23 protein-coding genes are annotated in these 22,696 nt (G+C 61.6%); 7 read left to right on the top strand and 16 right to left on the bottom strand.

Annotation, left to right across the window (positions count from 1 at the left end; translation table 11 throughout):
- Nucleotides 1–70: 70 nt before the first annotated feature.
- A complete protein-coding gene (locus HXW87_RS19450) occupies nt 71–1,783 on the bottom strand; it encodes an amidase (protein ID WP_239779175.1) in 1,713 nt (570 codons plus the stop codon).
- 139 nt (nt 1,784–1,922) lie between these two features.
- A complete protein-coding gene (locus HXW87_RS19445; RefSeq protein WP_145596954.1) occupies nt 1,923–2,711 on the bottom strand; it encodes a helix-turn-helix transcriptional regulator in 789 nt (262 codons plus the stop codon).
- An 85-nt stretch (nt 2,712–2,796) separates the two neighbouring features.
- Here HXW87_RS19445 and HXW87_RS19440 point away from each other — a divergent pair, with 85 nt between their 5' ends.
- A complete protein-coding gene (locus HXW87_RS19440; RefSeq protein WP_239777523.1) occupies nt 2,797–3,795 on the top strand; it encodes a bile acid:sodium symporter family protein in 999 nt (332 codons plus the stop codon).
- Nucleotides 3,796–3,835: 40 nt separating this feature from the next.
- Here HXW87_RS19440 and HXW87_RS19435 read toward each other — a convergent pair whose 3' ends face one another.
- A complete protein-coding gene (locus HXW87_RS19435; protein WP_027613057.1) occupies nt 3,836–4,030 on the bottom strand; it encodes a PLD nuclease N-terminal domain-containing protein in 195 nt (64 codons plus the stop codon).
- Nucleotides 4,031–4,084: 54 nt separating this feature from the next.
- Nucleotides 4,085–4,699 carry a response regulator transcription factor gene (locus HXW87_RS19430; protein ID WP_239777522.1) on the bottom strand — a complete coding sequence of 205 codons (615 nt, stop codon included), beginning with the start codon at nt 4,697–4,699 and terminating at the stop codon, nt 4,085–4,087.
- A gap of 114 nt (nt 4,700–4,813) precedes the next feature.
- Between HXW87_RS19430 and HXW87_RS19425 the strand changes: the two genes are divergently transcribed.
- On the top strand, nt 4,814–6,439 hold the full coding sequence (locus HXW87_RS19425) for a hybrid sensor histidine kinase/response regulator (RefSeq protein ID WP_239777521.1): 1,626 nt from the start codon (nt 4,814–4,816) through the stop codon (nt 6,437–6,439).
- Nucleotide 6,440: 1 nt separating this feature from the next.
- Here the strand turns inward: HXW87_RS19425 and yecR are convergent, their stop codons facing one another.
- From yecR to HXW87_RS19400, 5 genes are all read right to left on the bottom strand, one after another.
- Nucleotides 6,441–6,749, bottom strand: coding sequence for a YecR family lipoprotein (gene yecR / locus HXW87_RS19420; RefSeq protein ID WP_095666814.1), 309 nt, complete (start codon nt 6,747–6,749; stop codon nt 6,441–6,443).
- A gap of 31 nt (nt 6,750–6,780) precedes the next feature.
- Nucleotides 6,781–7,095, bottom strand: coding sequence for a hypothetical protein (locus HXW87_RS19415; protein ID WP_121185009.1), 315 nt, complete (start codon nt 7,093–7,095; stop codon nt 6,781–6,783).
- 185 nt (nt 7,096–7,280) lie between these two features.
- Entirely contained in the window at nt 7,281–8,045 is a 765-nt protein-coding gene (locus tag HXW87_RS19410; protein WP_239777520.1) for a hypothetical protein, read from the bottom strand.
- Between the two features lie 532 nt (nt 8,046–8,577).
- On the bottom strand, nt 8,578–9,750 hold the full coding sequence (locus tag HXW87_RS19405) for a cystathionine gamma-synthase (protein WP_239777519.1): 1,173 nt from the start codon (nt 9,748–9,750) through the stop codon (nt 8,578–8,580).
- The gene (locus HXW87_RS19400; RefSeq protein ID WP_121185011.1) at nt 9,747–11,123 is read right to left on the bottom strand and encodes a cystathionine beta-synthase; all 1,377 of its coding nucleotides are present in this window, start codon (nt 11,121–11,123) and stop codon (nt 9,747–9,749) included. Before HXW87_RS19400 ends, HXW87_RS19405 begins: the two co-directional genes overlap by 4 nt.
- Nucleotides 11,124–11,515: 392 nt before the next feature.
- Between HXW87_RS19400 and metE the strand changes: the two genes are divergently transcribed.
- The gene (gene metE / locus HXW87_RS19395; RefSeq protein ID WP_239779174.1) at nt 11,516–13,804 is read left to right on the top strand and encodes a 5-methyltetrahydropteroyltriglutamate--homocysteine S-methyltransferase; all 2,289 of its coding nucleotides are present in this window, start codon (nt 11,516–11,518) and stop codon (nt 13,802–13,804) included.
- Nucleotides 13,805–13,929: 125 nt separating this feature from the next.
- Here the strand turns inward: metE and HXW87_RS19390 are convergent, their stop codons facing one another.
- The gene (locus tag HXW87_RS19390; RefSeq protein ID WP_239777518.1) at nt 13,930–14,865 is read right to left on the bottom strand and encodes a Ppx/GppA family phosphatase; all 936 of its coding nucleotides are present in this window, start codon (nt 14,863–14,865) and stop codon (nt 13,930–13,932) included.
- Here HXW87_RS19390 and HXW87_RS19385 point away from each other — a divergent pair.
- The 3 genes from HXW87_RS19385 (at nt 14,864) to map (ending at nt 16,310) form a co-directional block, all read left to right on the top strand.
- A complete protein-coding gene (locus tag HXW87_RS19385; RefSeq protein ID WP_239777517.1) occupies nt 14,864–15,115 on the top strand; it encodes a hypothetical protein in 252 nt (83 codons plus the stop codon). The two genes, HXW87_RS19390 and HXW87_RS19385, sit on opposite strands and share 2 nt — an antisense overlap.
- Nucleotides 15,116–15,294: 179 nt before the next feature.
- Nucleotides 15,295–15,522, top strand: a complete 228-nt coding sequence (locus tag HXW87_RS19380) for a ParD-like family protein (RefSeq protein WP_003225727.1) — start codon at nt 15,295–15,297, stop codon at nt 15,520–15,522.
- Entirely contained in the window at nt 15,519–16,310 is a 792-nt protein-coding gene (map, locus tag HXW87_RS19375) for a type I methionyl aminopeptidase (protein ID WP_239777516.1), read from the top strand. The genes HXW87_RS19380 and map overlap by 4 nt, the downstream gene beginning before the upstream one ends.
- 127 nt (nt 16,311–16,437) lie before the next feature.
- Here map and HXW87_RS19370 read toward each other — a convergent pair whose 3' ends face one another.
- The 5 genes from HXW87_RS19370 to ribBA form a co-directional block, all read right to left on the bottom strand.
- Entirely contained in the window at nt 16,438–17,592 is a 1,155-nt protein-coding gene (locus tag HXW87_RS19370; protein ID WP_239777515.1) for an ABC transporter ATP-binding protein, read from the bottom strand.
- A gap of 17 nt (nt 17,593–17,609) precedes the next feature.
- Entirely contained in the window at nt 17,610–18,419 is an 810-nt protein-coding gene (locus HXW87_RS19365) for an ABC transporter permease (RefSeq protein WP_239777514.1), read from the bottom strand.
- A gap of 6 nt (nt 18,420–18,425) precedes the next feature.
- The gene (locus tag HXW87_RS19360) at nt 18,426–19,340 is read right to left on the bottom strand and encodes an ABC transporter permease (RefSeq protein WP_239779173.1); all 915 of its coding nucleotides are present in this window, start codon (nt 19,338–19,340) and stop codon (nt 18,426–18,428) included.
- Nucleotides 19,337–20,362, bottom strand: a complete 1,026-nt coding sequence (locus tag HXW87_RS19355) for an ABC transporter substrate-binding protein (RefSeq protein ID WP_239777513.1) — start codon at nt 20,360–20,362, stop codon at nt 19,337–19,339. Before HXW87_RS19355 ends, HXW87_RS19360 begins: the two co-directional genes overlap by 4 nt.
- 327 nt (nt 20,363–20,689) lie before the next feature.
- The gene (ribBA, locus tag HXW87_RS19350) at nt 20,690–21,799 is read right to left on the bottom strand and encodes a bifunctional 3,4-dihydroxy-2-butanone-4-phosphate synthase/GTP cyclohydrolase II (protein WP_239777512.1); all 1,110 of its coding nucleotides are present in this window, start codon (nt 21,797–21,799) and stop codon (nt 20,690–20,692) included.
- Nucleotides 21,800–21,868: 69 nt separating this feature from the next.
- On the opposite strand from ribBA, the gene HXW87_RS19345 reads away from it, so the two are divergent.
- Complete coding sequence (locus tag HXW87_RS19345) at nt 21,869–22,162, top strand: DUF1330 domain-containing protein (RefSeq protein ID WP_239777511.1); 294 nt, start codon at nt 21,869–21,871, stop codon at nt 22,160–22,162.
- Nucleotides 22,163–22,256: 94 nt separating this feature from the next.
- On the opposite strand, the gene HXW87_RS19340 is transcribed toward HXW87_RS19345, so the two are convergent.
- Nucleotides 22,257–22,523 carry a hypothetical protein gene (locus HXW87_RS19340; RefSeq protein ID WP_047293867.1) on the bottom strand — a complete coding sequence of 89 codons (267 nt, stop codon included), beginning with the start codon at nt 22,521–22,523 and terminating at the stop codon, nt 22,257–22,259.
- Nucleotides 22,524–22,696: the final 173 nt, after the last annotated feature.

Below are 22,696 nucleotides of genomic sequence, written 5' to 3'. Positions count from 1 at the left end.
CGCGATCAGCGAGGGGGAATACCGACGACGGGAATTGAGACCTTTTGCGGTCTCAACCCCGCCGTTCTGATTACTTGCCGGCAGTCAGCGCCGGAGTACGCGGCGGCACCTGACGCTTCGAACCCGTCGCCTCGAACGCCGAGGCCAGGCGCAGCAGATTCGAGTCATCGTAGGCGCGACCGGCGAAGGTCAGGCCGACCGGCATACCGATGTCGGCCATGATCCCCATTGGCACAGTGACGGTCGGCACGCCGAGGTGACGGATCGCCAGGTTGCCGTTGGCGACCCAGACGCCATTGCTCCAGGCGATGTCCGCCGATTCCGGATTGATATCGGCATCTGCCGGGCCGACGTCGGCGTTGGTCGGGAACAGCACCGCGTCGAGTTTCAGCGTGTCCATCCAGTCTTCCAGATCGAGCTTGCGGGTCTTTTCCAGGCCGCGCAGGCCGTCCGGCAGGGTCGGGATCTGGTCCCACGGGGTAATGCCGCGCTCGGCCATGCGCACGTATTCGTCCATGCCGGCGGCCAGGTCGCCCTCACGGTTGGGCAGGGTGCCCGGGTCGTGCGGGAAGATTTTCGGCCCGTCGACATCGGCCAGACGGTTGAGCTTCGGATCGCCGTTGGCGCGCAGGAAATCGTCGAAGGCCCAGGCCGACAGGTCCCACAGTTCGTGGTGCAGGAACTCCTTGGAAACGATGCCGCGATTGAACACGGTCGGCGCGCCCGGACGGTCGCCTTCGCAGTTGGAGACCAGCGGGAAATCCACTTCGATGACTTCGGCGCCGGCCGCTTCCAGAGCCGCGCGGGCCTGTTTCCACAGGTCGATCACTGACGCACGAGTGTTGATGCGTTGCCCGGTCGGGCCGCCGATGCCCGGCGCTTCGCTGGTGCCGGCTTCAGGGTCAGCATTGATGTACATCTTCGGCACACCGAGGCGTTTGCCGGCCAGTGCCGCGGGTTTCACTGCCAGTTCGGCGTAGGACGCCGGGCGCACCGAGGCGACGCTCGGGATCGGCACCCACGGCTGCAGGCGCCACAGGTCGCCACGGGTGTCGGGGTCTTCCGCGACGACCACGTCGAGCACTTCGAGCAGATCGGCCATGGTCCGTGCGTACGGCACCACCACGTCCATGGTCGGCGTCAGCGGCCAGTTGCCGCGTACCGAAATCACTCCGCGCGACGGCGTGTAGGCGCACAAACCGTTGTTCGACGCCGGGCCGCGACCGCTCGACCAGGTTTCTTCCGCCAGGCCGAACGCCGAGAAACTCGCAGCAGTGGCGGTGCCGGCGCCGTTGGACGAGCCGGAGGCAAACGGCGCGGTCAGGTAGGCGGCATTGTACGGGCTCTCGGCCCGGCCATAGACGCCACGCTGCATGCCGCCATTGGCCATCGGCGGCATGTTGGTCTTGCCCAGGCAGATCGCCCCGGCGCCGCGCAGGCGTTCGATGGTGAAGGCGTCGCGATACGCCACCAGATCGGCGAAGGCCGGGCTGCCGGAGGCGGCGGTCAGCCCCTTGACCAGATAGCTGTCCTTGGCGGTGTAAGGGATGCCGTCGAGCGGGCCGAGGGTTTCGCCCTTGGCCCGGCGCGCGTCGGAGGCCTGGGCTTCGGCGAGTGCTTCGGGATTACGCACCACCACCGCATTCAGTGCGGTGGCGGTGTTCGGGCCGTCGTAGGCGTCGATCCGGGCCAGATAGGCCTGCACCAGTTCAACCGCGGTGGTCTGGCCGGCGTCGAGCGCCGCGCGTAATTGAGCAATGGAGACTTCAGTGACTTCGATCATGCTGTTACCGCCGACAGGTTCGCTAAAGGGGTGGGTCATCAGGGTTATCGTCGAAATGCGTGAAGCATTTCGTATGGGCGAAACTCTACCCTGAACTTTGTCGATTGGCATGTGCTAATTCGATAAATATCGACAAAAGTCAGCGAAAAAATTCCCCCGGCGTCTCGCCGAACTGCTGGCGAAAGGCCGCGATGAACGCCGACGTCGAGTCATAACCGCAGGCCAGAGCCACGTCGGTGACCCGTTCGCCGCGTTCCAGCGGGGTCAGCGCACCCAACAGGCGCAAGCGCTGACGCCAGGCGCGGAAGGTCAGGCCGGTGTCGCGTAAAAACAGGCGGCTGAGGGTTTTTTCGGTGACGCCGAACTTCTCGCTCCAATGGTTCAGTGTGGTCTGCTGTTCCGGATGTTGCTCCAGACTTTGATAGATCTGCCGCAGACGGCTGTCCTGAGGCAGCGGCAGCATCAGGTCAATCTGCGGCGCCTCGGCCAGTTGATCGAGGATCACTTGGGCCAACCGGCCATGGGCGCCGCTCTCGTCGTATTCCACCGGCACCCGACTGAAGGCGCGAATCAGCTCGCGCAGCAGGTCGCTGACGCCCAGCACATGACAGCGCTCAAGCGCCCAGCCGGCCACGCTGCAATCGATGTACAGGCTGCGCATTTCAGTGTGCGGCGAGCTGAACACGCGATGCGGCACGCCCGCCGGAATCCACACCGCACGCTCCGGTGGCGCGACGAAACGCCCGGCGCTGGTCTGCACCTCAAGCACGCCCTGAATCGCGTATGACAATTGCACCCACGGGTGACTGTGACGCCGGGTCAGCGCGCGATTAGGCAGCGACTCGGTGCGCCCGTACAGCGGACGGGGCAGGCTGGGCAACCCGGGAATGCTGCGCCGGAAACTTTTCTCGTGTCCTTTAGGCGGCATCTGTTGGCTCTTCGGCGTTAGTCGGTAATTTCTGCTCACGTTAGAGTCGCAGTCACGTACTGGCAACCCCCGGATGAACAGACCCATGACCCGACCAAGATTCCTGCCCGACAACTTCACCCTGACCCTGATCGGCGTCGTGCTGCTGGCCAGTTTCCTGCCGGCCAGCGGTCAGGTCGCGGTCGGGTTCGGCTGGCTGACCAACATCGCCATCGCGCTGCTGTTTTTCCTGCATGGCGCCAAGCTCTCGCGCGAATCGATCATCGCCGGTGCCGGCCACTGGCGCCTGCACCTGTTGGTGTTCGGCCTGACCTTTGTGCTGTTCCCGCTCCTCGGTCTGGCGTTGAAACCGCTGCTGTCACCGCTGATCGGCGACAAGCTGTACATGGGCATGCTCTACCTTTGCGCGTTGCCGGCCACCGTGCAGTCGGCGATTGCTTTCACCTCGCTGGCCCGGGGCAATATTCCGGCGGCGATCTGCAGTGCGGCGGCATCGAGCCTGTTCGGGATCTTCCTCACGCCGTTGCTGGTGGCGCTGCTGCTGAACGTGCACGGTGACGGCGGTTCGACCGTCGATGCGATTCTGAAGATCAGCGTGCAATTGCTGCTGCCGTTCATTGCCGGGCAGATCGCTCGGCGCTGGATCGGCGCATGGGTGGGGCGCAACAAGCACTGGCTGAAGTTTGTCGATCAGGGTTCGATTCTGCTGGTGGTGTACGGCGCGTTCAGCGAGGCGGTCAACGAAGGTATCTGGCATCAGATTCCGCTGGTCGATCTGTTGGGGCTGGTGGTGGTTTGCTGCATCTTGCTGGCGCTGGTGTTGCTGGCGTCGACCTTGCTGGGCAAGGCGTTCGGTTTCAGCCAGGAAGACCGCATCACCATTTTGTTCTGCGGTTCGAAAAAGAGTCTGGCCACTGGCGTGCCGATGGCGCAGGTGTTGTTTGCCGGCGGCACGATTGGCGTGTTGATCCTGCCGCTGATGCTGTTCCATCAGATTCAATTGATGGTCTGCGCAGTGCTGGCGCAGCGCTATGCCAAGCGTCCGGAATCGCTGCCGGAGTTGATGGCACAAGTTGATCCGTAAACGCTGCATTCCCTGCGGCAGCTCCTACAGGGGGATTTTCTCAATCCTGCGTAACGTGTTTCGGGCCGGCCAGTGCCCAGGCAATCAGGCCAAACAACGGCACGAACACGATGGCGATAATCCACACGCCTTTATTGCTGCCTTTGCCTGCGCTCTTGCGCACCCTGTTGATCGCCCACAATTCAACGATCACAAGAACGACGGCGAGTACGATCCAGACGGGTTCAATTTGCATGGGCTACCTCCTGATGGTCTTTCAGTTAGGTGAGCCCAAGCGCGCAGGGTTCATTTAAATTGCGCCGCTGCCTCCCGAATACTTCACCGCAGCGGCTGCCCGCGACGGCACATTGAGCGTGCGCAGCAACGATGACACATGGATGCGCACGGTGAACGGCGAGATATCCAGTTCCCGGGCGATCTCCTTGTTGGTCTTGCCTTGGGCGATCAGCCGCAACACATCCTGCTGACGCGGGGTGAGGGCGGTGCCGGTCTCCAGCGGCAGCAGCCCGGAAGGGGCGAACCTGACCAGCACTTCGCCTTCACGGATCGCCAGAATGGCCTGGCCGATTTCATCCGGGGCGATGTTCTTGCCGATGAAACCGTCGATGCCGGCCGCCATTACTTCGCCGATCAACGTCTCGTCGTCGACCATCGACACCACGATCAATGTGGTGCGCGGCAGTTTTCGGCGCAGTTCGGCGAGTTGGCTGATGCAGGTCAGGCCGGGGAAGCGCAGGTCGAGAATCAGCGTGTCCGGCTCGTTGCCGGCGGGCAGCAAGGCCAGCACGGCGTCGAGATCGCCGGCCTCCTCGATAGATGCTTCGGGCAGCAGGCGCTGCACGGTGCGCCGCATGGCCTCGCGAAACAACGGGTGATCGTCGGCTATGATGATTCGGCCGGTCATGGCGTGACCCTCCCTGGATCAGGCGTGGTTTACGGCATGCACCTTAGCACCGCAGACGCGGATTGCCTGCTGGCCGGTGCTGAAACTGACGACTGTCGCACAAGGACGTTGCCCATGAAGTTCGAGAAAAACACCGAGTTGGATCAGGCCAATCTGCGGATCATCATCGCCAGCATTGCCATGGTTTACATTGGCGTGCTCGGCGTGTTGCCGGGTCAGCGCTTCGCTACCTATCTGCCGGTGGTGGTCTACATCGCGCTGTTTCTGCTGGCGTCGATTGCCTTGCGTCAGGCCATTGCGCGCTGGCCCGGGTATTACCCGGCGCGGCGGATTTTCGGCATGATCCACGATTACACCGGCACCTGTTTCGGCCTGGTGCTCGGCGGTGAAGCGGCGTTGCCGCTGTACGCGGTGATCATCTGGGTCAATCTGGGCAACGGCATGCGCTATGGCTCGCGCTACCTGGCGATTGCCACGGGGTTGGCGCTGCTGGCGTTGCTGGCGGTGTACCGGTTGACGCCGGTGTGGCAGGCGCAACCGTACATGGTGCTGATGTTGATGCTCACCAGCACGGTGATCCCGTTCTACGCGCACTTGCTGCTGGAACGCACGCGCAAGGCCTCTGAAGAAGCCGTCGCAGCCAATTTGGAAAAGTCGCGTTTTCTCGCCCAGGCCAGCCATGATCTGCGCCAGCCGATTCACTCCATCGGTCTGTTCACGGCGTGCCTGCGCGAATCGCGGCTGGGTGAGCAGGAGCGGCAACTGGTCGACAACATCGACCGTTCGCTGCTCAACGTCTCGCAGTTGTTCCGTTCGATTCTTGACCTCTACACCCTCGACAACGGGCGCGTCCTGCCCAGGTTGCAGGTGTTCAATCTGGGCGAGTGGCTGGCCGATCTGGTCCGCCAGAACGCCGAAGCCGCGCGCTGGGCCGGTGTGGAATTGCGCCTGCGTCCATGCAAATACTGGGTACAGAGCGATCCGGCGTTGCTCGCGACCATGGTGCAGAACGTGCTTTCCAACTGTTTCAAGTACGGCGCGCAACGCCCGGTGCTGATCGGCGTGCGCAAACGCGGTGTCGGGCTGGCCATCGTGATTTATGACCGCGGCAACGGCATTGCCGAGGAGCATCTGCCGAAAGTGTTTGAAGAGTTTTATCGGGTGCGCCAAGTGCGTGACAAGGACGTGGAAGGCGTCGGCCTCGGGTTGTCGATCGTCAAGCGTCTGGGGCAGTTGATCGGCGTCGATGTGGCGTTGCGCTCGCAGCTTGGGCGCGGCACGGCGGTCACCCTGTATGGCTTGCCAGTGGCCGTGGCGCCGCAATTGCCGGTCATGCGTGACGATGTGCGGCAGGCCGGCCTGTTGACCGGGCTGAAGGTGTGTCTGGTGGAGGATGATCGCAACGTGTTGCTGGCGACGTCGGCGCTGCTTGAGCGCTGGGGCTGCGTGGTGCAAGGCGAGTTGAGCGGGCAGGGGCTGGTCACCGATTGCGACATCATCGTCGCCGATTACGATCTGGGTCCACATTCCACGGGCATCGAGTGCATCGACGAGGTGCGGCGCCAGCGGGGTTTTGCGGTGCCGGCGATGATCATCACCGGGCATGACATCGAGAAAATACAGGCGGCCTTGCATGACCGCCAAATTGCCATCCTGTCCAAACCGGTACGTCCGGCCGAGCTGCGCGCGACCTTGCGAACCCTGCGCGACCGGCAAACCGAACCGGCCGAGCAGGTTTGACTCAACGCTTGCAGAGGTAGTCCTGAGTGATGGTGGTTTGCAGGCAGTTGAACTGGCCCATGGTGCGGCAGATGTTTTTCTCCGAACCGGTCACCTCGGCATTCTTGTAGCCCCAGGTCTTGCAGCGCTCCATCGCGACAGTCAGACCTTGCGCGGCGTTGGTCTGGCCGCTTTCGAACTGGCCCAGTTCGTAGGAGACCTGGACCACGCCGTCGTTCTTGCTGCCGCCGGTGGCTTCCCACTGTTTGGGCGTGGCGCAGCCGGTCAGGGCGAGGGCGGTGAGGGTGAGAGTAGCGATCAGGGTTTTCATGATGAGCGTCGTCCTTTACCGGAGAAATCAATTACTGAACGGGGATCGGTGAGGCGCCTTTGGGCAGGCAAGACAGCGGCGGAGTCATGATGCCCATGCTCGCCACCGCGATAATCGCCCCGCTGGGCAACTCGCAGTTGTACTCGCCGGCCGGGGTATACGCGGTGTAGTAGGTGAGGGTGCTGTCGCTGCGGATGTTGTCGATTTTCGACACCGGTTTGCCGATGACGGTCTGGGCCCGTTCTTTCATGCTGGCTTCGGTAGGTTTGGCAGTCTGGCAACCGCTGGCGCCCAGCATCAGGGCGCCGACAATGGCCACTTTGCACAGATTGGAATGCAGTTTCATGGTGCTTCTTCCTTGGTGTTGTTCTGATGTCCAGGCACAACGATCCCGCGCACTGCACAGTGGCAATGTTGGGGAACGTCGGGGGTTGCGAGGGAATATAGCGCCGGGTGGCGAGGTGGTCGATTAGCACAAATGTGCTAGTGCCGCGGTGGGAGAGGCGACCCGAACGGGTCGCCCCGCGTTGATTACTGAGGGGCGTTGAACTGGTCGGAATAGCTGCCGGTCATCAGCGCCGAAGCGACGCGATCAGAACCGACACCGACGCGTGAGTAGGCATACCGATTGGCGCCGACCTTGTCGGTGCCGTCGGAGGCCAGTGCACCAGCACCGACGTGGTCGGAACCATCGGAAGCCACTGCGCCAGCCCCGACATGCTCAGAGCCATCGGAGGCGACTGCACCGGCCCCGACGTGGTCGGAACCTTCGGAAGCCACTGCGCCCGCCCCGACATGATCAGAGCCAGCAGAGGCGACTGCGCCCGCCCCGACATGATCAGAGCCATCCGAGGCCACTGCGCCAGCCCCGACATGATCAGAGCCATCGGAGGCTACCGCGCCAGCCCCGACATGATCAGAGCCATCAGAGGCGACTGCGCCAGCCCCGACATGATCAGAGCCATCAGAGGCGACTGCACCGGCGCCGACGTGATCAGAGCCATCGGACGCCACTGCGCCGGCCCCGACATGATCAGAGCCATCCGAGGCGACTGCACCGGCGCCGACATGGTCGGAACCATCGGAAGCCACTGCGCCAGCCCCGACATGATCAGAGCCATCGGAGGCGACTGCACCGGCGCCGACGTGATCAGAGCCATCGGACGCCACTGCGCCGGCTCCCACATGATCCGAACCATCAGAGGCCATCGCCTGCGGCTGCGCAGCCCAAACCGTTGGCAACATCACGGTCGCCGCGACCGCAAGAATGGCGCCTGATAAAAGCGTGTGTTTCATGATTTTCTCCACGACCCATCAGCCACACAGCATTCCGTTGGCCCGGGGTTGACCAGATTGGCGATTGGCACGGGCGCACGGTAACGCGCACGGGTGTCGACGTATTGCATGAAACTGCGAAAGCGAGCTGAAAAGTATAGATCGTCAAACACGGGCCATGGCTGGCCGGGGGAGCAAGTGATAGTCGGTTAACTTCCTTGCAGACGGGGGCTTGAAGGAAATCAGTCTAAAAACACCTGACCATCACTCGGTGGCATTTGCTAGCCTCAAAGGTGTAGGCGAAGACGCAGACTGATGCGCAAGCGGATAGCAAGGGGACGTGGGGCGCGTTCCGAAGGGTACACGGTTAGAAAGATCTCCGCGCTGAGATCCAGCCCTTATGCCGTGTGAGGCAGCAAAGCACCGCTCTTTTTCCATGGTTGCTTTTGTACTGTGAGAGGCCCGATAAACCTTGTAAGCCAGAGACCAGCACTGGCCGCCTGCTCGAATAACCAAAGCCCGCATCACTGCGGGCTTTGTCGTTGTTGCAGGATCAGATTTTCGTCAGCGCGTACGCCAGATCGGCGCGCAGGTCTTCGAGATCTTCGACCCCCACCGACAGACGCACCAGGCCATCGCCGATGCCCAGTTTGGCGCGGGTTTCAGCGGGAATGGTCGCGTGGGTCATGATCGCCGGGTGCTCGATCAGGCTTTCAACACCGCCCAAACTCTCTGCCAGGGCAAAGATCTTCACGTTTTCCAGAAAGCGCCGTGCGCCCTCCAGATCACTGTTCAGATCCACCGAGATCATCCCGCCAAAACCATGCATCTGCCGTTTGGCCAACTCATGCTGCGGGTGCGACGGCAGGCCCGGGTAGTAGACGCGTTTGACCTGCGGTTGCTGCTCCAGCCACTTGGCCAGTTCCAGCGCGTTGCTGCAGTGACGTTCCATGCGCAGCGCCAGGGTTTTCACCCCGCGCAGGGTCAGGAACGCATCGAACGGGCCGGAAATCGCGCCGACCGCGTTTTGCAGGAAGCCGAGTTTGTCCGCCAGTTCGGCATTCTGCCCAACTACCGCGATACCACCGATCACGTCGGAGTGACCGTTCAGGTACTTGGTGGTCGAGTGCAGCACGATGTCGAAACCCAGCTCCAGCGGGCGCTGAATGTACGGGCTGGCGAAGGTGTTGTCGGCAACGCTGATGATTCCGCGTGCGCGGCAGATGCGCGCAATCGCGGCCAGATCCGACAGGCTCAGCAGCGGGTTGGTCGGCGACTCGACAATCACCAGGCGGGTGTCGTCCTGCAGCGCCGCTTCGAACGCCGCCAGGTCAGTCAGATCGACATAGCTGAAACGGTGTCCGGCACTGCGCTGGCGCACCTTGTCGAACAGGCGGAACGTGCCGCCGTACAGGTCATTGCCGGAGATGACGTGCGAACCGGCATCGATCAGTTCGAGGACGGTGGAGATCGTCGCCAGCCCGGACGCGAACGCGAAGGCGCGGGTGCCACCTTCCAGATCCGCCACGCAACGCTCCAGGGCAAAACGCGTCGGGTTGTGCGAGCGCCCGTAGTCGAAGCCCTTGTGCACGCCGGGGCTGTCTTGCAGGTACGTCGAGTTGGCGTAGATCGGCGGCATCAGCGCACCGGTGGTCGGGTCCGGCTCTTGCCCGGCGTGGATCACCCGGGTCGCGAAGCCTTGGGATTTATCGTCGTGCTGACTCATGCGAGGGATCTCCGTAATTGGTTGAGCATGTCGGTGCGGGTAATCAGACCGTGGAAGCCCGAAGCGTCGGCAATGATCGCCACGAGGCCACGACTGAGCACCGCTTCCAGCTCGGTGAGATGGGCGCCAGGTGCGAGGGTTTGCAGTTTGTCGGTCATCACGCTGGACACCGATTGACTGAAGCGCGCGGCGTCTTCGTGCACCGCGAGCAAGATGTCGGATTCGTCGATCACGCCGACCAGTTGTTTGCCTTCAACCAGCACCGGCAGTTGTGAGACATCCGCCAGACGCATGCGCTGGAACGCGGTCAGCAGGGTGTCGTCGGGGCCGACGCTGATCACGCGGCCGTCTTCGAAACGCCGGGCGATCAGATCGCGCAGGTCGCCATAGCGTTTGCGCTGCAACAGGCCCTGATCGGTCATCCACTGGTCGTTGTAGACCTTCGACAGATAGCGCGTGCCGGTGTCGCAGACGAAGCTGACCACGCGTTTGGGCTCGGTCTGTTCGCGGCAATAACGCAGCGCGGCGGCGAGCAGGGTGCCGGTGGACGAACCCCCGAGAATGCCTTCGGCCTTGAGCAACTGACGGGCATGATCGAAGCTTTCTTCGTCGCTGATCGAGTAGGCGTGGCGCACGCTGCTGAGGTCGGTGATCGACGGAATGAAGTCTTCGCCGATGCCTTCCACGGCCCACGAACCGGGCGTCGGCATCGTGCCGTCGCGGCTGTATTGCGCCATCACCGAACCCACCGGATCGGCGAGGACCATCTGCAGATCCGGCTGTACGCGTTTGAAGAAACGGCTCAGCCCGGTCAGGGTGCCGGCAGACCCGACGCCGACCACGATCGCGTCCAGATCATGCTCGGTCTGTGCCCAGATCTCTGGCGCGGTGCTGCACTCGTGTGCCAGCGGGTTGGCGGGGTTGTTGAACTGGTCGGCAAAGAACGCGCCGGGAATGTCTTTCGCCAGGCGGGCGGCGACGTCCTGATAATACTCGGGGTGGCCCTTGCCGACGTCCGAGCGGGTGATGTGCACTTCGGCGCCCATGGCTTTCAAGTGCAGGACTTTCTCGGTGGACATCTTGTCCGGCACCACCAGCACCACGCGGTAGCCCTTGGCCCGGCCGACCAGCGCCAGACCCAGGCCGGTATTGCCGGCGGTGGCCTCGACGATGGTGCCACCCGGTTGCAGGCGCCCGTCGCGTTCAGCGGCGTCGATCATCGCCAGACCGATGCGGTCCTTGATCGAGCCGCCGGGGTTTTGTGATTCCAGTTTGAGAAACAGTGTGCAGAGGCCGGTATCGAAGCGGGTAACTTGTACCAGCGGCGTATTGCCGATCAGCCCAAGTACGGCAGGGCGTGAATCCTTTGACATTTCTTCACCTCTTGTAGTGGTGTTGATCGCGTTCCATTCGCGGGGAAAAGCTCGCGTGCAACATAGGCGCAGACATGATCTGTCGCAACCATTAGTCAGCCGCAGATACAGCCATTTCGATCTAACCATAGAACAGAATCAAAGCCTGCAACGGCGCGGTTTCAGAGGGTTTACATCAAGGCGTCATTGAGTATTCAAAGGGCGTCGTGAACGCGCTCGATTGCTTGATTCGCGCAGGAATATCCTGCAGGGCAAAACATGTTTTCAGCGGGCAAACAGCTTGCCTTCGATCATGAGGGAAACTTGTGATCATCAAGATTAAAATGAGTTTGTCTCACCAGTGCCTGATCCCGACAATGGCCGCCATCAACAAGACATTGGAGTTGTTTGTCATGGCACTGGCCCATTCCCTCGGATTTCCGCGCATCGGTCGCGACCGCGAACTGAAGAAAGCGCAAGAGGCGTTCTGGAAAGGAGAACTGAACGAGGCCGGCCTGCGTGAAGTGGGTCGTGAACTACGCAAGGCCCATTGGGACTTGCAGAAAAACAGCGGCATCGAGCTGCTGCCGGTGGGCGATTTCGCCTGGTACGACCAGGTGCTGACTCACTCGCTGATGTTCGGGGTGATCCCCGAGCGTTTCCGTCCGCACGACGGCAAACCCAGCCTGCAGACCCTGTTCGGCATGGCCCGTGGTGTCAGCGACAGCTGCTGCGGCGGTGCGCACGCTCAGGAAATGACCAAGTGGTTCGACACCAACTACCACTATCTGGTCCCGGAATTCAGCGCCGAGCAACAGTTCCAGCTCGGCTGGGAACAGTTGTTCGAAGAAGTCGAAGAGGCCCGTGCCCTCGGCCATAACGTCAAACCGGTGATTATCGGCCCACTGACTTATCTATGGCTGGGCAAGGCCAAAGGCGCCGCATTCGACAAGCTGGAATTGCTCGACCGCCTGCTGCCGCTGTACGGGCAGATCTTCGCCCGGCTCGCCGCCCTCGGTGTGGAATGGGTGCAGATCGACGAGCCGATTCTGGTGCTCGACCTGCCGCAGGAGTGGAAGAACGCTTTCGAGCGTGCGTACAACCAGATCCAGCGCGATCCGCTGAAGAAACTGCTCGCCACTTACTTCGGTGGTCTGGAAGAGAACCTCGGTCTGGCCGCCAACCTGCCGGTTGACGGTCTGCACATCGATCTGGTGCGCGCAGCGGAACAGTACCCGACCATCCTCGATCGCCTGCCGGCCTACAAAGTGTTGTCGCTGGGCCTGGTCAACGGTCGCAACGTCTGGCGTTGCGATCTGGAACATGCGCTGGCGACGTTGCAGCATGCGCATGAACGGCTGGGGGATCGGCTGTGGGTCGCGCCGTCCTGCTCGCTGCTGCACAGTCCGGTGGACCTGAGTCGCGAAGACCAGCTCGATGCCGAGCTGAAAAGCTGGCTGGCGTTTGCCGTGCAGAAGTGTGAAGAAGTCGCCGTGCTGGCGCAGGCCGTCAACGAGCCTGAGTCACCAAAGGTGCTCCGCGCCTTGACCCAAAGCCGCTCGGTACAGACCAGCCGCGCCGCCTCGCCACGTATTCACAAACCGGCGGTGCAGGCCCGTGTGGCGGCCATTACCGCGCAGGACAGCCAGCGCCAGTCGCCGTTTACCCAGCGCATCGCCAAGCAGCGCGCCGGCCTCGATCTGCCGCTGTTCCCGACCACCACCATCGGTTCATTTCCGCAGACCGCCTCGATTCGTCTGGCGCGTCAGTCGTTCAAGCAAGGCAAGCTCAGCGAAGCCGAATACACCGAAGCCATGTACAGCGAAATCCGTCACGCCGTGGAAATCCAGGAGCAACTGGGGCTCGATGTGCTGGTGCACGGAGAAGCCGAGCGCAACGACATGGTCGAGTACTTCGCCGAGCAACTCGACGGCTATGTGTTCAGCCGTTTTGGCTGGGTGCAGAGCTACGGTTCACGTTGTGTGAAACCGGCAGTGATCTTCGGTGATCTGAGCCGTCCGCAAGCCATGACCGTGGACTGGATCCGCTATGCTCAGGGCCTGACCGGCAAGGTCATGAAAGGCATGCTGACCGGCCCGGTGACCATGCTGATGTGGTCGTTCCCCCGCGAGGACGTGTCCCGTGAAGTGCAGGCGCGGCAACTGGCGCTGGCGATCCGTGACGAAGTGGTGGATCTGGAGGCCGCCGGAATCAAGATCGTGCAGATCGACGAGGCCGCATTCCGCGAAGGCTTGCCGCTGCGCCGCGCGCAATGGCAGCACTATCTGGACTGGGCCACCGAAGTGTTTCGCCTGTGCGCCTCGGGTGTGCGTGACGAAACCCAGATTCACACGCACATGTGTTACAGCGAATTCAACGATGTGATCGAGTCCATCGCGGCGATGGATGCCGACGTGATCACCATCGAAACCTCGCGTTCGGACATGGAATTGCTCGATGCCTTTGAAGCATTCGACTACCCGAACGAGATCGGGCCGGGCGTCTACGACATCCACTCGCCACGCGTTCCCGATGCTTCGGAGATGGCCAGTTTGCTGCGCAAGGCAGCGCAGCGGATTCCGGCCGAGCGGTTGTGGGTCAACCCGGATTGCGGCTTGAAAACCCGTGGCTGGCCGGAGACTGAGGCGGCACTGGTGCACATGGTTGCCGCTGCCCGTCAGCTACGCAAAGAACTGGCCTGAGCAGACAACCACCAAACCCTGTGGGAGCGAGCTTGCTCGCGAAGGCGGCGTGTCAGTCGAATGATGTTTCTCTGATACACCGCTTTCGCGAGCAGGCTCGCTCCCACAATGGGTTTAGTGATCGGTCAGTGCCGGCTCATCAAACCATGCAGCACACCCAGGCGCAGCCCCGGTTCCGACGGCGCCATCTGCGAAATCCCGAATGCCTTGAACGCCGCCAGCATCAATACCAATCCGCCGGGCAAAATGCTCTGGCGATGCGGCTGCAAACCTGCCAGCTTCAACTGCTGAACGTTCTTCACCTTCAGCAGCAACAGCGACAAGCGCAACAACCCGCCATAGGTAATGCCATCCTGGCCGAAGTCGTTCAAGCGATTGGCCTTCAGCACTTTCGCCAGCATCCGCGCCGTGCCGGACGAGCCAATGGTCTGCTGCCAACCCTGCGCGCGGTAGCGGCGGGCGACTTTTTCGAAGTGCAGGATCGCCACGCGTTTGGCTTCTTGCAGCGCACCGGGTGCGATGCGGCCGTCGGGGAAATAGCGGGCGCCCAGGGTGCCGCTGCCGATGGCGATGCTTTCGGTGAGCAGCGGTTGTGTGCCCTGGCCGAGAATCAGCTCGGTGGAACCACCGCCGATATCGACCACCAAGCGCATGTCTTCAGCGCCCGGCAGGGAATGGGCGACGCCGGCATAGACCAGTTGCGCCTCTTCATGGCCGGAAATGACATCGATGCGAAAACCCAGATGACGTTCGGCGCTGTGCAGAAACAGCTGCGCATTGTCGGCCTCGCGCACCGCGCTGGTTGCCACGGCCCGCACTTTGCCGGCCTCGAATCCGCGCAGTTTCTTGCCGAACCGCGCCAGCGCCTGCCAGCCCCGGTCCAGCGCCATTTCGTCCAGAGCACCACCGTCAAAACCTTCGGCCAGTCGCACCGGCTCACGCAGGGTTTTGACTTCCTGGATCATCAAGCCTTTTCGACTGCGAACTGACTGGCCGATCATCAGGCGAAACGCATTCGAACCCAGGTCGATGGCGGCAAACAGCGAGGCGTCTTCTTTCATGGGAATCCCTGCAAAGCATCCGTCGAAGGCTCAAGACGGTTTGCGAGGATTCTGCGGTGCGCTTGATGACATCCTGATGACGGGGCAGGGGCGGTTCAGTGAATTGTTGGCTGTCATGACCCTGTCATTATCCGGCGTCTATCCTGAGCCCAATACATCGCGTGTTCTTAAAGTTTTTGCTGCCTCTTTGGGCAGCTTTTTTTTGCCTGAAATTCGGCATGCCCCCCCAAACCAACACCACACCCTGTAGGAGCTGCCGCAGGCTGCGATCTTTTGATTTTGGTTTTTATAAACAAAAGCAAGATCAAAAGATCGCAGCCTGCGGCAGCTCCTACAGGATTATGTGAGTAGGTTTGCGGAGCGTATTTGCAATTCTTCGTGAGGGTTGGCTAATATACGATCCATATACACTTCGTATTGGATTTGGATATGGGCATCGTAAAGATTTCGGAAGACATGCACGAGAACCTGCGCATCTCCAGCAATGCACTCAGCCGCTCGATCAACGCGCAGGCCGAGCACTGGATGCGCATCGGCATGCTTGCCGAACTGCACCCCAACCTCGACCACAGCGCCATTTGCCGCTTGCTGATCCGCGCCGAACAGAACGGCGGGCTGGATCTGCACCAACTGACTCAGGAAGCCGTCAGCGCATGAGAAACCAGATCAAGATCAACAGCCCCGCCGAAATCGCTCAGTCACGCGCTGCCGGCAAGCTGGCCGCCGAGGTGCTGGCGATGCTGGTACCGCATGTCAAGGCGGGCGTGACCACCGATGAACTGGATCGCCTGTGCAACGACTACATCGTCAATGTGCAGAAAGCGATTCCGGCCAACGTCGGTTACCACGGTTTCCCGAAAACCGTCTGCGCCTCGGTCAACGACGTGGTGTGCCACGGCATTCCGTCCGGCACGCCGTTGAAAGACGGCGACATCGTCAACCTCGACATCGCGGTGATCAAGGACGGCTGGTTCGGCGACACCAGCCGCATGTACGTGGTCGGCACGGCGTCGCCTGAGGCGCAACACCTGATCAAGACCACCTACGACGCCATGTGCGCCGGCATCCGCAGGGTGCGTCCGGGCGCGACGCTGGGCGACATCGGCCATGCGATCCAGAGTCTGGCGGAGAAAGAAGGCTTCAGCGTGGTGCGCGAGTATTGCGGGCATGGCATTGGCAAGGTTTACCACGATGAACCACAGATCCTGCATTACGGGTTCCCCAATCAGGGCATGAAGCTCAAGGCGGGGATGATCTTCACCGTCGAACCGATGCTCAACGCCGGCAAGCGCCATGTGAAGAACATGCCGGACGGCTGGACCGTGCTGACCAAGGATGGCTCGTTGTCGGCGCAGTGGGAGCATATGGTGGCGGTGACGGAGACAGGCTTCGAAATCCTCACGGCGTGGCCGGACGAAATTGAAGGGTTCACTCCGATCGCCTGAACACTGAGATTCCTGTGGGAGCGGGCTTGCCCGCGAAGACGTCAGCACATTCAACATTGATATTGAATGTACCGGCCTCTTCGCGGGCAAGCCCGCTCCCACAGGGAGGTGTATTGCGTGGGGTATATCAGTGGGAGCCGGCGGCTTTGTTGAGGTCGCTTTCAGCCCATTCGGTGTAGACACAGGCATCCGCCGTCGCCCAGCGTACCCGCACCGGATCGCCAGCCTTGAGCGGCATGCCGGCGGCGGACAAGGCTTTTACCGTCATCGAAGTACCGCCTGCGGTGACCACGCTGCACGTCTGGCTCTCACCAAGAAACAACACCTCCACCACCTGCGCCGACACCTCGTTCCAACCCGCTGCCAGCGGTTCTGTGCTCGCCTGCTGCACGCTCAGCGCCACTGCCTTTTCCGGCCGCACCATCAGCAGCACATCCTGATCGGTGTGCAAGCCTGCGGTCAGGCGAATCGACAACGACTGCCCCTCAAAACCCGCCGCCGCATTGCCTTGGGCCTTGAGTTTGAGGAAGTTCGAGTTGCCGAGGAACGACGCGACAAACGCGTTCGGCGGATTCTGGTACAGGTCATAACCGCTGCCCAGACCGACAATCTTGCCGTGACTGAATATCGCGATGCGCTGCGACAAACGCATCGCTTCTTCCTGATCGTGGGTCACGTAGACGATGGTGATGCCCAGGCGCCGATGCAACTGGCGCAGTTCATCCTGCAAGTCTTCACGCAGTTTTTTATCCAGCGCTCCAAGGGGTTCGTCCATCAACAGAATGCGTGGCTCGTAGACCAGCGCGCGGGCGATGGCGACGCGTTGTTGCTGGCCGCCGGACAATTGCGAAGGGCGGCGATGGGCGAATTGTTCGAGCTGCACCAGTTTCAGCATCGCGTCGACGCGCCTGTCACGTTCGGCGGCGGCGAGTTTGCGGATCGCCAGCGGGAAGGCGATGTTGTCGCGCACCGACAGATGCGGGAACAGCGAATAGCGCTGGAACACCATGCCGATGTCGCGCTTGTGCGGCGGCACATTGACCAGCGACTGACCGTTGACCAGGATCTCGCCGCTGCTTGGGGTTTCGAACCCGGCGAGCATCGACAGCGTGGTGCTTTTGCCCGAGCCGCTGGAGCCGAGGAAGGTCAGGAACTCGCCGTCCTTGATGTCCAGCGAGATGTTGTCGACGGCGGCAAAGTCGCCGTAGTGCTTGTTCAGGTTGCGCAGGCTGACCAGAGGTTTGTCGTTCTGCTGGGAGGCGTCTTTGATCACGGCACTCATGTCGTACTCCTGGGCGCTCAGGCGCTGATTTCGTTGCGCCGGCGCAGCGCGGCGGCGATGACCATGACCAAAACCGACAAGCCGATCAGCAGCGTCGAAGCGACGGCGATCACCGGGGTCAGGTCCTGGCGCAGGGTGGTCCACATTTTCACGGGAAGGGTTTGCAGGGTCGGGCTGGCCATCATCACGCTCAGCACCACTTCGTCCCACGATACGAGGAAGGCGAAGAGGGCGCCGGCGACCATGCCCGGGCGAATCGCCGGGAACGTCACCTTGAACACTGCTTGCAGGCGTGAGGCACCGCAGATCACCGCCGCGTCTTCAATCGACTGATCGAACAGCTTCAGCGAGTTGATGATCGAGATGATGGTGAACGGCAGCGCGACGATCACATGGCTGACCACGAAGGCGAACATCGTCCCTGTGTAACCGAGCTTGAGAAACAGCGCGTACACCGCCACGGCGATGATCACCAGCGGCACGATCATCGGCAGGGTGAACAGGCCGTAGAGCATTTCCCGACCGGGAAAACGCCCGCGCACCAAAGCGAACGCCGACGGCAGGCCGAGGGCCACGGCGCAGATCGTGGTCAGCACCGCGACCTTGAGGCTGGCCGCCGCGGCGTTCATCCAGTCAGCGTTGGAGAAGAACTGGCCGTACCATTTCAACGTCCAGCCCGGCGGCGGGAACACCAGCCATTGCGACGAACCGAACGACAGCAGGACGATGAACACGATCGGCAACAGCAGAAACAGGCCGATCAAACCGGTGGTGGCGTAGAGCCCGAAACGCATCCGCCGGCTCATGGCATTGGGAGTCAGGAGCATCTCGGCTTACCTCGCGTTGCTGGCGCCAACCGGGGATTCCGGCTGAAGCTTCAGGTAGAAGTAGAACAGCACCAGCGTGATCGCGATCAGCAACGCGGCGCCGGCACTGGCCAGGCCCCAGTTGAGGAACGATTGCACCTGCTGAATGATGAACTCCGGCAGCATCATGTTCTGCGCCCCGCCGAGCAGCGCCGGGGTAACGTAGTAACCGAGCGACATCACGAACACCATCAACCCGCCGGACGCCAGCCCCGGCCGGCACAGCGGCAGGAACACCCGGAAGAAGTTGGTCCACGGACTGGCGCCACAGATCGAGCCGGCCTGCAGGATCATCGGGTCGATGGCCTGCATGGTCGCCTGCAACGGCAGGACGATGAACGGGATCATGATGTAGTTCATGCCGATCACCACGCCGGTCAGGTTGTGCACCATTTCCAGCGGCTGATCGATGATGCCCAGCGCCATCAGCGCCTTGTTGATCACCCCCGAGGCTTGCAGCAGCACCAGCCACGAATAGGTGCGGGCGAGCAGGCTGGTCCACATCGACAGCAGCACGATGTTGAGGATCCAGCGCCCCCAGCCGCGTGGCACCAGGGTGATCGCCCAAGCCAGTGGGAAGCCCAGCAACAGGCTGAAAATCGTCACCAGACCGGCCACCGAAAAGGTGTTGAGCAGCACCCGTGCATATGCCGAGTTGGCGAACAGTTGTTCATAGTTGCCGAGGCCCGGCACCGGTTCCAGCACGCCGCGCAACAGCAGGCCAATCAACGGCGCGAGAAAGAACAAACCGAGGAACAGCAGGGCCGGGATGAGATTGCCGGCACCTTTCCAGCGTTGTCTGAAGGTGGGGGTCGAGCCGGCAGCGCCAGTGGCGCTCCCGGTCACCGTTGCAGGACGGGGCGCAATGGCCGCCATTTTCATTTGACCAGCCATTCGTTCCACCGTGTCGCGATGGCTTGACCGTTCTTGGCCCAGTACGCGAAATCAAGCGTGATTTGATCCTTGGCGTAGGCCGTCGGCAGATTCGGGGCCAGCACCGAGTCCAGGCGCGCCACGCTGTCGACGTTGACCGGGGCGTAGGCGGTCAGGTTGGAGAAGTCCGCCTGGCCTTTGGCACTGCTGGCGTTGGCCAGAAACTTCATCGCCGCGTCCTTGTTTTTCGAGCCTTTTGGAATCACCAGAATGTCGGCCATGACCAGGTTCTGTTTCCAGCTCACGCCGACCGGTGTGCCGTCTTCCTGCAGGGCATGAATCCGGCCGTTCCAGAACTGGCCCATGCTTGCTTCACCGGAGGCCAGCAGTTGCTGCGACTGCGCGCCGCCGCCCCACCAGACGATGTCTTTCTTGATGGTGTCGAGTTTCTTGAAGGCGCGATCCAGATCCAGCGGGTAGAGCTTGTCAGCCGCTACGCCGTCGGCCAGCAGCGCCAGCTCGAGCACGCCGGGGCTTGGCCATTTGTACAGGGCGCGTTTGCCGGGGTAGGTCTTGGTGTCGAACAGGGCGCTCCAGTCTTGCGGCTTGGCAGCGCCGAGCTTGCCCTCGTTGTAGCCGAGGACGAAGGAGAAGAAGAACGAGCCGACGCCGTAGTCGCTGACGAAACGCGGGTCGATCTTGTCGCGCTGGATGACGTTGAAGTCGAGGGGTTCGAGCAGGCCTTCGGCAGCGGCGCGCAGGGCAAAGTCAGCTTCGACATCGACCACGTCCCATTGCACGTTGCCGCTCTCGACCATGGCCTTGAGTTTGCCGTAGTCGGTCGGGCCGTCCTGCACCACGGTGATGCCGCTGGCCTTGCTGAACGGATCGGCCCAGGCCTGTTTCTGCGCATCCTGGGTGCTGCCGCCCCAGCTGACAAAGTTCACACTCTCGGCGGCCATTGCAGCCTGGCCAGTCACGCTCAGCAGTCCCGCAAAAAGGATTGCGGTTGCAGCTTTGTTCAACACCATTTTTACGCCCTCATTGTTGTGTTTTTGAGCGGGCTTGCGTTGTTGCCCGCCTGTCGGGAGCAGTAGCCGGGCGGTTTTTCAGATCGCCCGGTCTATGGAATATCATATTATGGTATTCCAAACTTTGTGCAAGCACTTTGCCTTACCGGTTATCTGGCGAAGCTGTTTTTTGACCGCTGAAGGATTTTCTATAGATGAAATTGTGGCGAGGGAGCTTGTTCCCGCCGGGTTGCGCAGCGACCCTCGCTTCTCTGAAAAGCTGGGGCCTGCTGCGCAGTCCAGCGGGAGCAAGCTCCCTCGCCACAGGAAATCACCTGTGTCTGGGCGTTATTCGGTAAACGGAATGCTCTCCACCACCTCCAGGTCATACCCGGTCAGCCCCGCATACTTCAGCGGCGGCCCAAGATGGCGCAGTTTGCCGACGCCGAGGTTCTGCAGAATCTGCGCCCCGGTGCCGACCTCCGAATAAATCCGCGATTGCGAGCGACTGAACTGCCGTGGCGGCTGGGTCAATTGCGGCACGCGCTCGAGCAGCGCCTGCGACGATTCATGATTGGCCAACACCACCACAACCCCATGACCTTCGGCCGCGACCCGTTGCAGCGCCGCCCACAGCGTCCAGTTGCTCGGCCCGCTGTACTCGGCGCCGACCAGATCACGCAGCGGATCGATCACATGTACACGCACCAGCGTCGGCTCTTCGCGGCGCAGATCGCCCATGACCATCGCCATGTGCACACCGCCCTCAATGCGGTCTTCAAAGGTGATCAGACGGAAGGTGCCATGCACCGTCGGCAGCTCACGCTCACCGATGCGCTCGATGGTGTGCTCGGTGCTCAGGCGATAGTGGATCAGATCGGCGATGGTGCCGATCTTGATCCCGTGCTTGCGCGCGAACACTTCCAGGTCCGGACGCCGGGCCATGGTGCCATTGTCGTTCATCACCTCGACGATCACCGAGGCCGGGGTAAAACCGGCGAGGCGCGCCAGATCGCAGCCGGCCTCGGTGTGGCCGGCACGGGTCAGCACGCCACCTTCCTTGGCGCGCAGCGGGAAGATGTGCCCAGGCTGCACCAGGTCTTCAGCGCGGGCGTCTTTCGCCACAGCGGCCGCGACCGTGCGCGCGCGATCGGCCGCAGAAATGCCAGTGGTGACGCCGACCGCCGCTTCAATCGACACGGTAAACGCGGTGCTGAATACGCTGCCATTGCTCGGGACCATCTGCTCCAGGCCCAGGCGTTGGCAATGCTCGTCGGTCAACGTCAGGCAGATCAATCCGCGCGCTTCACGGGCCATGAAGCTGATCGCCTCGGGCGTGCAACAATCGGCGGCCAGCAGCAGGTCGCCTTCGTTTTCCCGATCTTCGTCATCGACCAGCAGGACCATTTTGCCGAGGCGATAATCTTCGAGGATTTCTTCGATGCTGTTAAAGGCCATGCTGGACTCTCAGGGTTGGTTGCAAATAATATTGGTATACCATAATACAAAATCAACAAAGAGGTCACTATGAAGGCGTACTGGATTGCCCACGTGGATGTCGACGATGCCGAGCACTACAACCAATACACCCAGCGCGCGCCGAAAGCGTTCGCCAAGTTCGGCGCGAAATTCTTGGCCAGGGGCGGGCGCAGCGAAGCGATGGAAGGCCGGACGACGCCCCAGCGCAGCGTGGTGATCGAATTCGACAACTACGAACAGGCGGTGGCGTGCTACCGCTCGGCGGCGTATCAGGAGGCGAGAAGCTACCGCGAGGAGTGGGCGAGGGCGGAGATCATTATTGTGGAAGGGATGGCGCCGTAAGCGCTTGTTTACGAGTCCAGCTGCGATCTTTTGATGCTCTTTTTCGTGATCAGAAGATCGCAGCTATCAGCGGTTAAGGACTGTGATTCTTTGCTCAGCCTTGTGCTTGAATCTTCCGCCCTAATACGTCCATTACATCACAGCCATCACGAAGCAAAATCGCTGCTGCGTGGGCGAGTTGCTGCACATCGACACCCTTGGCAGCTGAGATATCCAGGCTGGCGAGGCTTTCCATCATCTGTGTAGCTGCCAAAAACCTGCTCGCCGCGCTGCTGTGCAAAATGTCCAGCGGTGCCTGTGTTGAGACCAGGAGCACTGGAATGCTGTCTTCGTTGTGGGTCATAGAAATGTGGGTATTCATACGCCAGCACCTGCCTGAAGATTACATGTGAAGGTTCTTCTCAGCGCTATCGACATATTGTCGACTAGGAATTGTCTGAGTCGATCGCGGCGAGTGTAGGGGATGATTTCTATGGTCGATTCCGTCATGGGTGTAGCTCCGTAAGATCCAGTAGAGCTGCCACAAAAACGCCG

This window comes from Pseudomonas sp. Y5-11 (assembly GCF_022368695.1).
Taxonomy (GTDB): domain Bacteria; phylum Pseudomonadota; class Gammaproteobacteria; order Pseudomonadales; family Pseudomonadaceae; genus Aquipseudomonas; species Aquipseudomonas parakoreensis.
The sequence above is the reverse complement of the archived record's forward strand: the minus strand, read 5'-3'. Positions and strand labels throughout refer to the sequence as shown.